Source organism: Streptomyces sp. NPDC001700 (assembly GCF_053596435.1).
The window spans coordinates 1-13,758 of the sequence record NZ_JBSFGE010000026.1 but is presented as its reverse complement, the minus strand read 5'-3'; the positions used below and the strand labels follow the sequence as shown (position 1 = coordinate 13,758).

The following is a 13,758-nucleotide window of genomic DNA, read 5'->3' as shown; positions in this document are numbered from 1 at the left end:
TTCACTCCAGAGCATTGACGTCTAGGACATTGACGTCCAGGGCATTGACGCGAACTCGTCGCGGACACGACCATTCCTGAACCCCGAGTCCTCCATTTCCGCATCACGGATGTGGACTTCCAGGATCCCCAGGAGGCCCGTGTGTTCGTGCAGCAGCTGGAGCCCGTCGCCGATTCGCTGTCCCTCTCCGCCCTCGTCGCCACCCTCCCCCTCCTCACCGTCCTCGTCCTGCTCGGCGGCGTGCGGATGCGCGCCCACTACGCGGGGCCCATCGGCCTCGCCGTCGCCGTCCTCGTCGCCTGGCTCCCGTACGGGATGCCGCTCGGCCAGACCCTCTCCAGCGGCGCGCAGGGCGTGCTCTTCGGTCTCTTCCCCATCCTGTGGATCGTCGTCAACGCCCTGTGGGTGTACCGGATGACGGTCCGCACGAACCATTTCGACGTCCTGCGCCGCTCCTTCGGGCGGCTCTCCGACGATCCGCGCGTCCAGGCCCTCGTCATCGCCTTCTGCTTCGGCGCGTTGCTGGAGGCCCTCGCCGGATTCGGTGCCCCGGTGGCCATTTGCGCGGTCATGCTCGTGGCGCTCGGCTTCGAACCGGTGCGCGCCGCCGTCGTCGCGCTCGTCGCCAACACCGCGCCCGTCGCGTTCGGCGCCATGGCCACCCCGGTGGTGACGCTCGCTCAGGTCACCGGGCTGCCGCTGGACTCCGTCGCCTCCGTCGTCGGACGGCAGACCCCGCTGCTCGCCCTCGTCGTCCCGCTGCTGCTGGTCACGCTGGTCGACGGACGGCGCGGGCTGCGCGAGACCTGGGCCCCGGCGCTCGCCTGCGGAACCGCCTTCGCCGTCGCCCAGTTCGCCGTCTCCAACTACCTCTCCGTCCAGCTCGCCGACATCGCCGCCGCGCTCGTCGGCGCCGCCGCGCTCGTCGCCGTACCGTCCGCGCGGCGGCCCGTCGAGGAGCCGGTGCGCGCCGCCGTCCTCACCGGCGTACGCAGCGACGACCTGGACCACGAGGACCCGCGCCCCGAGGTGCTGCGCGCCTACGCCCCGTACGCGCTGATCGTCGCGATCTTCTCCATCGCCCAGATCGGCCCGGTCAAGGACCTGTTGGCCAAGGCCACCCGCACCATCGACTGGCCGTTCCTGGACGTCGCCGCGCCCGACGGCAAGCCGGTCGGCGGCAATCTCTTCGCGCTGCCCCTGGCCGCCACCGGCGGCACCCTCGTCCTGCTCGCGGGCATCGCCACCGCGGCCGTCCTGGGGGTCGCCGTGCGCGACGCCCTGGGGGAGTGGGCGGCCACCGTGCGGGAGCTGCGGCACGCGATCCTGACGGTCACCTCGGTGCTCGCCCTCGCGTACGTCATGAACCTCTCCGGACAGGCCGCCACCATCGGCCACTTCGTCGCCGCCGCCGGGGCCGGACTCGCCTTCCTCTCCCCGGTGCTCGGCTGGTTCGGCGTCGCCGTCTCCGGCTCGGACACCTCGGCCAACGCCCTCTTCGGCGCCCTCCAGGTCACCGCCGCCCGCGAGTCCGGGCTCTCCCCGGAGCTGCTCGCCGCCGCCAACAGCTCGGGCGGCGTCCTCGGCAAGATGATCTCCCCGCAGAACCTCACCATCGCGTGCGCCGCGGTGGGCCTCCAGGGGCGTGAGGGGGACCTGTTGCGGAAGGTGCTGCCGTGGAGTCTGGGGCTGCTGCTGCTGATGTGCCTGATCGTCGTCGCGCAGTCGTCGTTCCTCCTCGGCTGGATGCTGCCGTAGGCCGGTAGGTGAGCCTCACAGTTGCCGCCCAGGTCCGAAGGGTAGGTTTTGAGGTCCGTGTCCAAGGACCTTGAGAAGGGGTTGGCTGTGCCCGACTTGTCACAGATCGTGAAGGCGTACGACGTCCGCGGTGTGGTCCCGGACCAGTGGGACGAACCGCTCGCCGAGCTGTTCGGCGCCGCCTTCGCGCGGGTGACCGACGCGGGCGCCATCGTCGTCGGCCATGACATGCGCCCCTCCTCGCCGGGTCTCTCGCGCGCCTTCGCCCGCGGGGCCGCCTCCCTCGGGGTGGACGTGACCGAGATCGGCCTCTGCTCGACCGACCAGCTCTACTTCGCCAGCGGCCATCTCGACCTGCCCGGCGCGATGTTCACGGCCAGCCACAACCCCGCCCAGTACAACGGCATCAAGATGTGCCGGGCCGGTGCCGCGCCCGTCGGCCAGGACACCGGCCTCGCCGACATCCGCGCCCTGGTGGAGGGGTGGGCGGAGACCGGCGCCCCCGAGCCCGCCGCCGACCCCGGCACCCTCACCCAGCAGGACGTCCTGGTGGACTACGCCGCCCACCTGCGCTCCCTCGTGGACCTCACCGCCATCCGGCCGCTGAAGGTCGTCGTGGACGCGGGCAACGGCATGGGCGGCCACACCGTCCCCACCGTCTTCGAGGGCCTCCCCCTGGAGCTGGACGCCCTCTTCTTCGAGCTGGACGGCACCTTCCCGAACCACGAGGCCAACCCGCTCGACCCCAAGAACATCGTCGACCTCCAGGCCCGCGTCCGCGAGACCGGCGCCGACCTCGGCATCGCCTTCGACGGTGACGCCGACCGCTGCTTCGTCGTCGACGAGCGCGGCGAACCGGTGGCCCCCTCCGCGATCACCGCCCTGGTCGCCGCCCGCGAACTGGCCAAGCACCCGGGCGGGACGGTCATCCACAACTGCATCACCTCCTGGTCCGTCCCCGAGGTCGTCAAGGAGAACGGCGGCACCCCCATCCGCACCCGCGTCGGCCACTCCTTCATCAAGGCCGAGATGGCCCGCACCGGCGCCATCTTCGGCGGCGAGCACTCCGCGCACTACTACTTCCGCGACTTCTGGAACGCCGACACCGGCATGCTCGCCGCCCTCCACGTCCTGGCCGCCCTCGGCGGCGGACAGGAGCCCCTGTCGCAGCTCGTCGAGCAGTACGACCGCTACGCCGCCTCCGGCGAGATCAACAGCACCGTCGCCGACCAGACCGGCCGCATGGAGGCCGTCAAGGCCGCCTACGAGGGCCGCAAGGACGAGGGCATCGAACTGGACGAGCTGGACGGCCTGACGGTCACCAGCGCCGACTGGTGGTTCAACCTCCGCCCCTCCAACACCGAACCCCTCCTCCGCCTGAACGTAGAAGCCCGCACCCGCGAAACGGCGGACCACATCCGAGACGAGGTCCTGACCCAGGTCCGCGCCTAGCCCCGCTCCGCGCGGCCCCCGGCCCACCAACGCCCCGAGGACCACGACGCCCCTGCCCCGCCCCCCCCGCGCTTGCGATGCGAGGCGCGGGGGCTGAGCTACCCCCTCCCCATCCGGTCCGGCCCCCGCCCCCCAACGCCCGACCCCAACCGCCCCACCCTCTCCGACGCTCGCGCTGCGGGAGCCGGTACGGCGACACCCCACCCCAGCCTCTGCGGCGCTTGCGGTGTGTGGGGGCGGGGGCGGTGATGCCCGGCCCAGTCTCTGCGGCGTTTGCGATGCGAGGTCCGGGGTGGTGATGCCCGACCCCAGCGCTTGCGGTGCGGGGGCCGGGGCGGAGATGCCCGACCCCCGGCTTCTGCGGCGTTTGTGGTGCGAAGCGGGGGTGGTGATGCCCGACCCCCAGCCTCTGCGGCGCTTGCGATGCGGGGCCCCGGTCGGCACATCCCAGCCCCTCCGGCGTTTGAGGAGCGGGGTCCAGGGGCGGAGCCCCGGCGGGGGTGCGGGGGCGGAGCCCCCGGAAGGGGGTCTGGGGGCGCAGCCCCCAGCGGGGCCCGGGGCGGAGCCCCGGTTTCGGGAAGGGGCGGGGTGGGGGAAACGAGGCCCGCGGCCAAGCCCAGGCCCGGGCCACCGGCCGCGCCGCCCCCACCCCCGGCGGTACCCTGACCACGCCGGACCCCCGTCCGACTGGACCACATCCGAAGGGACACCCCATGCCGCTCGAAGCCGGTCTTCTGGAGATCCTCGCCTGCCCGGCGTGCCACGCCCCGCTCCGCGAGGAAGAGGCCGAGGAGACCCCCGAGCTGGTGTGCACGGACGCCAAGGGCTGCGGCCTCGCGTACCCCGTCCGCGACGACATCCCGGTCCTGCTCGTAGACGAGGCGCGCCGCCCAGCCTGACGGCGCAGGACGCCCGGCGCACGCTGCACCCCGCACGACGCAACGACGCAACGCCGCACGCCGCCCCACCCGCCCACGGCGATCGGAGGCCGTAGCTCCATGCTCGACGAATCCCTCCTCGACGCCCCAGAGGCCCTGGCCCGGGCCGACACCCGCGGACTGCTGCGCGCGGCCGCCGAATCCGGCGCCAGAGTCCGTACGGCAGCCCGGCACGCCGCCGAGGCGGGCGTAGCGGACCTCAAGCCGGACGGCCGCCCCCGCGCGGTCCTGGTCGCGGGCCCGGGGGCGGCCGGAAGCTGCACCGCCGACCTCCTCGGCGCGCTCAGCGGCGGCAACATCCCGGTCAGCCTGATCGCCCCCACCGGCGTAGCCCCCGCCCCCGGCGCCCTGCGCTGGGCGCTCCCCGGCTGGGTGGGCCCGGCCGACCTGCTGGTCATCGCGACACCGGACGGTACGGAGCCGGGGCTGCCGCGCCTCGTGGAGCAGGCGTACCGCCGGGGCTGCGCGCTCGTCGCGGTGGCGCCGGGACACGCGCCGCTGGCGGGCGCGGTGGCGCAGGCGCGCGGCCTCATCGTGCCGCTGGCCACGTCCGCGTACGGCCCGTACGCGCCCCCCGAGGCCGCCCACCCCCAAGACCGCGCCGAAGCCCCCCAAGACCACCCCGAAACCCACCCCCAGGCCCAGCCCGAAGCGGCAGCCCCCCAATCCCCACCCCCCGAAGGCGCCCTGGGCGAACCAGCCTCCTTCAGCGCGCACCCGCACCACACCACCCCGCCCCACATAGAGCCCCCCGGCACCGCCCCGGACGAGGTCACCGGCCCCGCCCTGCCCGGCACGCTGTGGGCGCTGCTCACGCCGCTGCTCATGCTCGTCGACCGGATCGGCCTGATCACCGCGCCGCCCGCCGCGCTGCAGCAGGTGGCGGACCGGCTGGACCGGGTCGCCGAGCGCTGCGGACCGGCCATCGCCACGTACACCAACCCGGCGAAGACGCTCGCGGCCGAGCTGGCCGGGTCGCTGCCGCTGCTGTGGACCGAGGGCCCGGTGGCCGCCGCGGCCGGACGGCGCTTCGCGGGCCTGCTCGCGACGCTCGCCGGGCGCCCCGCGCTCGCCGCCGAACTGCCCGGCGCGCTGGCCGCGCACGGCACGCTGCTGTCGGGGGCCTTCGCGGGCGGCGCCGACCCCGACGACTTCTTCCGCGACCGGGTGGATGAGCCGGAGGCGCTGCGGGCCCGGATCGTGCTGCTGCACGACGAGCCGGTGGGCCCCGTCTCGGCCGTGCCGTCCGCCCGCGAACTCGCGCTGGCGCATGAAACGGCCTTCAGCGAGCTGGAACCGGACGAAGGAAGTCCGCTGGAGCGCGCGGCCGAGCTTCTCGCCATCACGGATTTCGCCGCCGTTTACCTCGCGCTTGCTTCGGCGGATAGAACTTGAGGCCGTACGCAAGGCCATGAACGCCCACGGCCCTCCGCCCGCCCGGACAGTCAGGAACCGCACCGCATGGACCGCCTCGACAACACCGTGCGCCCCTACGCCTGGGGCTCCCTCACCGCCATCCCCGACCTGCTGGGCGTCGAGCCGACGGGCGAGCCGCAGGCCGAGATGTGGATGGGCGCGCACCCCGGGGCGCCGTCCCGCCTCGACCGGGGCGAGGGCTCCACCGAGGGCCCCGCCGAGGGCTCCGTCGCCCTCTCCGACGTGATCGCGGCCGATCCGGAGCGCGAGCTGGGCGCGGACGCCGTGCGGACCTTCGGGCCCCGGTTGCCGTTCCTCCTCAAGGTGCTCGCCGCCGCCTCGCCGCTCTCCCTCCAGGTCCATCCGGACCTGGCGCAGGCGAAGGAGGGCTTCGCGGACGAGGAGGCCCGGGGCGTCCCCGTGGACGCCCCGCACCGCAACTACAAGGACGCCAACCACAAGCCCGAGCTGATCTGCGCCCTCACGCCGTTCAACGGGCTGTGCGGCTTCCGCGCCCCCGACGAGGCCGCCGCGCTGCTGGCCGCACTTGAGGTCGACTCGCTCAAGCCGTACGTCGACATCCTGCACGCCCACCCCGAGTCGCACGCCCTGCGCGAGGTGCTGACGGCCGTGCTGACCGCCGACCGCGAGGCGATCGCCGAGACCGTGCACCAGGCCGCGGCGGCCGCCGAACGCCTGGGCGCGCTCGACGGCCCGCACGCCCCGGCGTACGCGGCGTACGCCACCATCGCCCGGCACTACCCGGGCGACCCCGGCGTGATCGCCGCGATGCTGCTCAACTTCGTCACGCTGCAGCCCGGTGAGGCGCTGTACCTGGGCGCGGGCGTCCCGCACGCCTACCTCGACGGACTCGGCGTCGAGATCATGGCCAACTCCGACAACGTGCTGCGCTGCGGTCTGACCCCCAAGCACGTCGACGTCCCCGAACTCCTCCGTATCGTCCGCTTCGAGAGCGACGCCCCGGCCGTCCTGCGCCCCGAGGAGGACCCCTCCGGCGAGGAGCTGTACGCCACTCCCATCGACGAGTTCCGGCTCTCCCGGTACGTCCTGGCGGAAGGCGCCGCACCGCGCACCCTCCCCTCCTCCGGCCCGCAGATCCTGCTGTGCGTCGCGGGCGAGGTTTCGCTGCGCGGTGACGATGAACTCCATCTCTCCCGGGGCGAATCGGCCTTCGTCAGGGCGGGCGAATCGGTCACCGCGACCGGCGACGGCACTGTGTTCAGGGCCACACTGACCGCCTGACGTCAGGCTCCTGCGGAGGGCTGGAACAATGGCCCGCCGTAGCGGCAGTAAAGCTCAAGCAAAACTGCCATGAGCAGGAAGGGACATTCGGCACATATGAGTGCATCCGGCGGAACCAAGGCGATTGTTGCCGCACTGGGCGCCAACCTGGCCATCGCCGTAGCCAAGTTCGTGGCGTTCGCCTTCAGCGGCTCGTCGTCGATGCTCGCCGAAGGCGTGCACTCGCTGGCCGACTCGGGCAACCAGGGACTACTGCTCCTCGGCGGCAAGCAGGCCAAGCGCGCGGCGACCCCCGAGCACCCCTTCGGCTACGGCCGCGAGCGGTACATCTACGGCTTCCTCGTCTCCATCGTGCTGTTCACCATCGGCGGCATCTTCGCGCTGTACGAGGGCTACGAGAAGATCAAGCACCCGCATGAGCTGGACCACTGGTACTGGCCGGTCGGCGTGCTCGTCTTCGCGATCATCGCGGAGAGCTTCTCGTTCCGTACGGCCATCAAGGAGTCCAACGAGGTCCGCGGCAAGCTGTCCTGGGCCCAGTTCATCCGCCGCGCCAAGGCCCCCGAACTGCCCGTCGTCCTCCTGGAGGACCTCGGCGCCCTGGTCGGCCTCGTCCTCGCCCTCGGCGGCGTCGGCCTCGCCATCCTGACCGGCGACGGCATCTGGGACGGCATCGGCACCATGTGCATCGGCGCCCTGCTGGTCCTGATCGCCCTGGTCCTCGCGGCCGAGACGAAGTCCCTCCTGCTGGGCGAGGCGGCCGACGTCGACCAGGTCGCCAAGATCCGCGAAGCGGTCGTCGACGGCCAGACCGTCACCGGCCTGATCCACATGCGCACCCTCCACCTGGGCCCCGAAGAACTCCTGGTGGCCGCCAAGATCGCAGTCCAGCACGACGACAGCGCAGCCGACGTGGCCCGCGCGATCGACGAAGCGGAAGCCCGAATCCGCGAGGCGGTCCCGATCGCCCGAGCGATCTACCTGGAACCAGACATCCTCCGAACCTCCACCCCCTAACCCCCGATCGCCCCGGCCTCCGGCCGGGGCGATCGCACTTCCACCCGCCGCCAGCGCCCCCCTGCGCGGCCGGGTGGGGCCCTGGGCGTAGCCCCCCGGCCGGGCAGGTGGCGAGGAAGAGCGCCGCGCCGAACCCCTGCTGCCCCGCCCCTGCACAGCGCCCCAGGGCCAGGGGCGCGGGGACGCAACCCCGCACAGGCGCGAGAGCGAGCCCCACGACGGCCCCAGCGACGCAGCGAGTCGGGGCGCCGCGCGACGCCCCGGTACGGGTCCAGAAGCGCAGCGTGGTGCGGGGAGCCCCGCCGCGTCGAATCGGCCCTGGGACGTTGCGCCAACCCTGGCGGTGCGGTGCGAGGCCTCGGGCCGGGGCCCAGAAACGCAGCTGCTCGGTGCGAGGAGCCCCGCTGCACGGCGCCCCACCGCTCGCGGCCAGGGGCGCAGCCGCGCCGGGGCTGCGCGGCTTCCTGGGGTCGGGGGCCTCGCTGCACCGAGACGGGCCCGGGATGCGGCGACACCGCCCGGGGTCCAGGGGCGGAGCCCCGGCGGGGGTGCGGGGGCGGAGCCCCCGGAAGGGGGTCTGGGGGCGGAGCCCCCGGAAGGGGGTCTGGGGGCGCAGCCCCCAGCGGGGGCCGGGGCGGAGCCCCGGGGTCGGGGAGGGGCGGGGTGGGGGACAACCCACCCCGCCACCCACCTACGCGATCTCGCCCAACACCCTCAAAATCGCCCCCACATCCTCCGCCCCCACCAACCGCTCCCGGAACTCCGCAACCATCAACTTCCGCGACAGCAGCGCCAAGATCCGCAGGTGCTCATCCCCCGCCGCAGCCTCCGGCACCGCGATCATGAAGACCAGCCGGGCCTTCGTACCGTCCGGCGCGCCCCATTCGATGCCCTCGGCGGACCGCGCGAAGCCGACGACCGGGGCGGTCACCGCGTCCGTCTTGGCGTGCGGGATCGCGATCTCCTCCCCAAGACCGGTCGTGCCCTGGTCCTCGCGGGCGAACGCGACCCGCACCAACTCCGCGGCGTCCGCGACCTTGCCGCTCGCGGCCAGCAGCGCGGCCATCTCGCGGATCGCCTCGTCCTTACGATCAGCGGCCAGCTGCTCCTTGACGGTCTGCTCGGTCAGATACCCGGACAACACCGCACCCCCGGCAAGCTCCGCAGACTCCGCAGAGGCCGCAGACTCCGCAGACGCCACAGGCTTCGCTACATCGGTACGAACAGCGGAACCACCCCCCGACGCACCCCCCGAGGCCCCCGCACCACTCCCCACCAACACCGGCTCGGCCACAACAGAAGCCACCGCCCCAGCCGAGGCAGACGCCGGAACGGCCCCCGCCCCACCCCGCCGTACCGACATCAGCCCGACCGTAGCCACCGCCGTGACGGCCGTACCGACCACCACAGCCACGAAGAACATCGGCACCCCGTTCACCGCACCGAGCACCGCCACAATGGGCCCTCCGTGCGGCACGCTGTCCTCGACCGCCGCCAGCCCGGCTATGGCCCCGGCCACCGCACCACCCAGCATGTTCGCCGGAATCACCATCGCGGGCCGCGCCGCGGCGAACGGAATCGCCCCCTCGGTGATACCGAAGAAGCCCATGAACAGGGCCGCGAGCCCGGTCTCCCGCTCCTGGTCGTCGAACATCCGGCGACGGATCAGCGTGGCCAGCCCCTGCCCCAGCGGCGGCACCGGAATGGCCGCCGCGCACGCGCCCATGACCTCGGGGTTCTTGGAGACCAGCCCGGCCCCGAAGAGGAACGCCGTCTTGTTGACCGGCCCGCCCATGTCGAACGCGATCATCAGCCCGAGGATGATGCCGAGCAGCGCCGCACTGGTCCCGGTCAGCCCGCCGAGCCAGTCGGTGAGGTTCTCGAAGACCCAGGCGATGGGCCTGCCGAGCACGTAGATGAAGAACAGACCGAGCACCGACGTCGCCACGATCGGGATCACGATGATCGGCATGATCGGCTGAACGAACTTCGGTACCCGGACCCTCTTGATCCCCTGCACCAGATACCCGGCCAGGAACCCGGTGACGATCGCCCCGATGAACCCGGCGCCCGCCTCGCTGTCGTACAGCTCGCCATGGGCCGCTATCCAGCCGCCGACCATGCCGGGCACCAGCCCGGGCCGGTCGGCGATGGCGTACGCGATGTAGCCGGACAACGCCGGGATCATCAGCTGGAAGCCGATGCTGCCGATGTCGTTGACGGTCTTCCAGAAGGAGCCGTCGGGGATGACGATCCCCTCGGCCGTCGTATCGCCGCCCAGCGCGAGCGAGACGGCGATCAGGAGACCGCCGACGACCACGAACGGGATCATGTACGAGACGCCGTTCATGAGCGCCTTGTACGTGACCCCACGCCCCTTGGCGCCGCCACCACCGGCCGAGCCACCACCACCAGCACTACCACCGACGGCCCCGGCACCACCCCCACCGCGCCCATCCCCCTCGTACACCGGCGCGTCCCGCACTCGCTCGATCAGTCCCTCCGGATGGTGAATCCCCTCCGCCACCCCGACGACGAGCACCTTCTTGCCGACGAACCGGCTGCGGTCGACGTCCTTGTCGGCGGCGATGATGATTCCGTCCGCCTCGCTGACATCGTTGTCAGACAGGACGTTCTCGGCCCCGATCGAGCCCTGGGTCTCCACCTTCATGCGATGCCCGAGCGATTCCGCGGCCTGCGTCAGCTTCTCGGCGGCCATGTAGGTATGGGCGATGCCCGTAGGACAGGCGGTCACCGCGAGCAGTCTGAGCCCCGGCCCGCCGGTCTCCGCACTGTCGCTGGCCCCCGCACCGCTGGGGGGATCGGCTGGACTGGTCACGTGGTTCTCCTTGTCACGATCAGCTTCCCCGGCGGCCCCTGCGGCGCCGAACAGGGCCGCACAACGCCGTACAGCACCGTCAACACGCCGGGCAGCGCGGGAATGTGCAAGCGTCCCCGTGCCAGCGGCATCCTGCAATACCCGTGGACGGGATCAAAGCGCTCGGCCCCACAACCGGGGCCCCGTCCAGGCCCGGGGCCGAAGAACACCCCCTCGGGCTGGGGCTCACCCCGCCCAGCGGTGTAGATTCGTGACCGAGCCAGACGTCGCTGCTGATGGCGGTCGGGCGTCCCGTACCGCGGGGCGGCCGAGGGAGAGAGGGCCTCCGACGGACTGCGCACTGCGAGCAAAGGGGACACGTGTGTCCGCCTAACGTGGGTCCAGATCCGGACACACCCCGGACCCGGACGCACCGCCGGACACACAGTGCCCGCTGCCCGCAGGCCAGCCGAAACACTCTCGCTCGCCAACCGATCAATGAGGAGCAGCACTCATGACGTCAGCCGACACCGGTCAGGACTTCAAGGTCGCCGACCTCTCCCTGGCCGATTTCGGTCGTAAGGAGATCACCCTCGCCGAGCACGAGATGCCCGGCCTGATGGCGCTTCGTAAGGAGTTCGCCGCATCCCAGCCGCTGGCCGGTGCCCGTGTCACCGGCTCGCTGCACATGACGGTGCAGACCGCGGTCCTGATCGAGACCCTGACCGCGCTCGGCGCGCAGGTCCGCTGGGCGTCCTGCAACATCTTCTCCACCCAGGACCACGCGGCCGCCGCGATCGCCGTCGGCCCGACCGGTACCCCGGAGAACCCGCAGGGCATCCCGGTCTTCGCCTGGAAGGGCGAGACCCTGGAGGAGTACTGGTGGTGCACCGAGCAGGCGCTGACCTGGCCGGGCACCGCCACCGGCGGCCCCAACATGATCCTGGACGACGGTGGCGACGCCACCCTCCTCGTCCACAAGGGCGTCGAGTACGAGAAGGCGGGCGCCGCCCCTGACGTCGCCACCGCCGAGAACGACGAGCACCGCGTCGTCCTCGAGCTGCTGAACCGCACTCTCGCGGAGACCCCGCAGAAGTGGACGCAGCTCGCCTCCGAGATCCGCGGTGTCACCGAGGAGACGACGACCGGCGTTCACCGCCTGTACGAGATGCACCGGGAGGGCACCCTGCTCTTCCCGGCGATCAACGTCAACGACGCGGTGACGAAGTCGAAGTTCGACAACAAGTACGGCTGCCGCCACTCCCTGGTCGACGGCATCAACCGCGCCACCGATGTCCTGATCGGCGGCAAGGTCGCGGTCATCTGCGGCTACGGCGATGTCGGCAAGGGGTGCGCGGAGTCGCTGCGCGGCCAGGGCGCCCGGGTCATCGTCACCGAGATCGACCCGATCTGCGCGCTGCAGGCGGCGATGGACGGTTACCAGGTCGCCACCCTGGACGACGTGGTGGAGACCGCGGACATCTTCATCACCACGACGGGCAACAAGGACATCATCATGGCCACCGACATGGCCAAGATGAAGCACCAGGCGATCATCGGGAACATCGGCCACTTCGACAACGAGATCGACATGGCCGGTCTCGCGGCCATCCCCGGGATCGTCAAGGACGAGGTCAAGCCGCAGGTCCACACCTGGACGTTCCCCGAGGGCAAGAAGCTCATCGTGCTCTCCGAGGGCCGTCTGCTGAACCTGGGCAACGCGACCGGTCACCCGTCGTTCGTGATGTCCAACTCCTTCGCGGACCAGACGATCGCCCAGATCGAGCTGTTCACCAAGCCCGAGTCCTACCCGACCGATGTGTACGTGCTGCCCAAGCACCTGGACGAGAAGGTCGCCCGGCTCCACCTGGAGGCACTCGGCGCCAAGCTGACGACCCTCCGCAAGGAGCAGGCCGACTACATCGGCGTCCCGGTCGAGGGCCCCTACAAGCCCGACCACTACCGCTACTGATCGCCCCGGCCGGCGCGCCGAGCGCCGGTCACCGGCCCCGCCGCACCGGCGGGGCCACTTGGGCCCGTCCGCGCCATTCCGGCCGGGCGGGCCCGAGCCCGTTTTCAAGGACCTCACCATGCCCCGCGGCCGCTACTCCCTCCATGACACGCACGACCACGCGCCCCTCGGCGAAGAACACTTCCACTGCGCTCCGGGCCCCAGCGGATGGCGCTACGTCGCCCAGCGCACCTCGCCCTCCGGCGAGCACGCCGGTTCCGTGGACCTCACCCTCGACGAACTCGGCCGCCCCCTCCGCCTGGAGCTGCACGCCGCGAGCTGGCGGATCCGCGGCGGCGCGATGGAGGGCGTGACCTGGGTCCGTACGGATCCGTCCGGAGCGCACGCGACCGAGGGCAACACCCAGGCCCACGCGTTCACCGGCACCTCCCCGGCGTTCCTCGTCGCCCTCACCCGCATGCTCCGGCTCGAACCCGGCGGGAGCCCCGTACGCGTCCGCCTCGTCGCCTTCACCGACCCGGTCCTCGCCCCGCGCACCCTGGACCAGTCCTGGGCCCTGCTCGGCAGCACCCAGCACACCACCGACGTCGGCCCGCTCACCGTGGACGAATACCAGGTCAGCGAGTTGGACACGGGGGAGCAGCACACGGTCCACATCGCGGGCGACGTGGTGCTCGCGGCCCCGGGCATCGAACTGGAGGAACTGGAGACCCCGCCGTCGTCCTTCGGGTGATGTGCGGGTGATGTGCGGAGCGCCCCGCTGAGCTGGTACGGTGTTCATCTCCCCGAAACCCGTTGACACGGGCCATGTGGGGAGGTAGATTTTAACGGTTGCGATGAGCGGCGTGGTACGTTGCTCAGCAGCCGTTGGCATCTGAAACGCTTCGTTCGTGAAGGCAATTCCAACGGAGCACTTTGACCCCCCGCAGGTAATCGCGAAGCCGATTAGGTCGGCCGATGCGACTCTGCTAAAGTCAAGGACAGCCGAAAGGCAAAGGCCCCCAACAGGCCACCGGAAACGGAATTCGAACCGGAAACGGAACGGAAAACGGATCTGGTAAGGTTGGAAACACGAAAGGCCGAAAGGCCCGGAGGGAAAGCCCGGAGAAACCGGTGATACGGTT

At 71.8% G+C, this 13,758-nt stretch carries 9 protein-coding genes; 8 read left to right on the top strand and 1 reads right to left on the bottom strand.

Going from position 1 to position 13,758, the window contains the following annotated elements:
- Positions 1 to 141: 141 nt before the first annotated feature.
- The 6 genes from ACWC5C_RS34100 to ACWC5C_RS34075 all read left to right on the top strand — a co-directional run bounded on the left by ACWC5C_RS34100 (position 142) and on the right by ACWC5C_RS34075 (position 7,844).
- Positions 142 to 1,758, top strand: a complete 1,617-nt coding sequence (locus tag ACWC5C_RS34100) for an L-lactate permease (protein WP_450881845.1) — start codon at positions 142 to 144, stop codon at positions 1,756 to 1,758.
- A gap of 87 nt (positions 1,759 to 1,845) precedes the next feature.
- On the top strand, positions 1,846 to 3,210 hold the full coding sequence (locus ACWC5C_RS34095; RefSeq protein WP_450881843.1) for a phosphomannomutase/phosphoglucomutase: 1,365 nt from the start codon (positions 1,846 to 1,848) through the stop codon (positions 3,208 to 3,210).
- A gap of 713 nt (positions 3,211 to 3,923) precedes the next feature.
- Positions 3,924 to 4,109, top strand: a complete 186-nt coding sequence (locus ACWC5C_RS34090; RefSeq protein WP_450881841.1) for a Trm112 family protein — start codon at positions 3,924 to 3,926, stop codon at positions 4,107 to 4,109.
- Between the two features lie 99 nt (positions 4,110 to 4,208).
- Positions 4,209 to 5,543 carry an SIS domain-containing protein gene (locus ACWC5C_RS34085; RefSeq protein WP_450881839.1) on the top strand — a complete coding sequence of 445 codons (1,335 nt, stop codon included), beginning with the start codon at positions 4,209 to 4,211 and terminating at the stop codon, positions 5,541 to 5,543.
- Positions 5,544 to 5,609: 66 nt separating this feature from the next.
- Positions 5,610 to 6,827, top strand: coding sequence for a mannose-6-phosphate isomerase, class I (gene manA, locus ACWC5C_RS34080; RefSeq protein ID WP_450881837.1), 1,218 nt, complete (start codon positions 5,610 to 5,612; stop codon positions 6,825 to 6,827).
- A gap of 96 nt (positions 6,828 to 6,923) precedes the next feature.
- Positions 6,924 to 7,844 (top strand): cation diffusion facilitator family transporter, encoded by a 921-nt coding sequence (locus ACWC5C_RS34075; RefSeq protein WP_450881835.1) that lies wholly within the window; start codon positions 6,924 to 6,926, stop codon positions 7,842 to 7,844.
- A gap of 691 nt (positions 7,845 to 8,535) precedes the next feature.
- Here the strand turns inward: ACWC5C_RS34075 and ACWC5C_RS34070 are convergent.
- Positions 8,536 to 10,683 carry a fructose-specific PTS transporter subunit EIIC gene (locus ACWC5C_RS34070; protein ID WP_450881834.1) on the bottom strand — a complete coding sequence of 716 codons (2,148 nt, stop codon included), beginning with the start codon at positions 10,681 to 10,683 and terminating at the stop codon, positions 8,536 to 8,538.
- 493 nt (positions 10,684 to 11,176) lie between these two features.
- On the opposite strand from ACWC5C_RS34070, the gene ahcY reads away from it, so the two are divergent.
- Together ahcY and ACWC5C_RS34060 are read left to right on the top strand one after the other, a co-directional pair.
- Entirely contained in the window at positions 11,177 to 12,634 is a 1,458-nt protein-coding gene (gene ahcY, locus ACWC5C_RS34065) for an adenosylhomocysteinase (protein ID WP_450881832.1), read from the top strand.
- A gap of 118 nt (positions 12,635 to 12,752) precedes the next feature.
- On the top strand, positions 12,753 to 13,367 hold the full coding sequence (locus ACWC5C_RS34060; RefSeq protein ID WP_450881830.1) for a hypothetical protein: 615 nt from the start codon (positions 12,753 to 12,755) through the stop codon (positions 13,365 to 13,367).
- Positions 13,368 to 13,758: the final 391 nt, after the last annotated feature.

Bases quoted from the DNA above. Each gene is read 5' to 3' on its own strand.
- ACWC5C_RS34085 (WP_450881839.1), top strand. From the start codon at position 4,209: ATGCTCGACGAATCCCTCCTCGACGCCCCAGAGGCCCTGGCCCGGGCC.
- ACWC5C_RS34090 (WP_450881841.1), top strand. From the start codon at position 3,924: ATGCCGCTCGAAGCCGGTCTTCTGGAGATCCTCGCCTGCCCGGCGTGC.
- ACWC5C_RS34075 (WP_450881835.1), top strand. From the start codon at position 6,924: ATGAGTGCATCCGGCGGAACCAAGGCGATTGTTGCCGCACTGGGCGCC.
- manA (WP_450881837.1), top strand. From the start codon at position 5,610: ATGGACCGCCTCGACAACACCGTGCGCCCCTACGCCTGGGGCTCCCTC.
- ACWC5C_RS34060 (WP_450881830.1), top strand. From the start codon at position 12,753: ATGCCCCGCGGCCGCTACTCCCTCCATGACACGCACGACCACGCGCCC.
- ahcY (WP_450881832.1), top strand. From the start codon at position 11,177: ATGACGTCAGCCGACACCGGTCAGGACTTCAAGGTCGCCGACCTCTCC.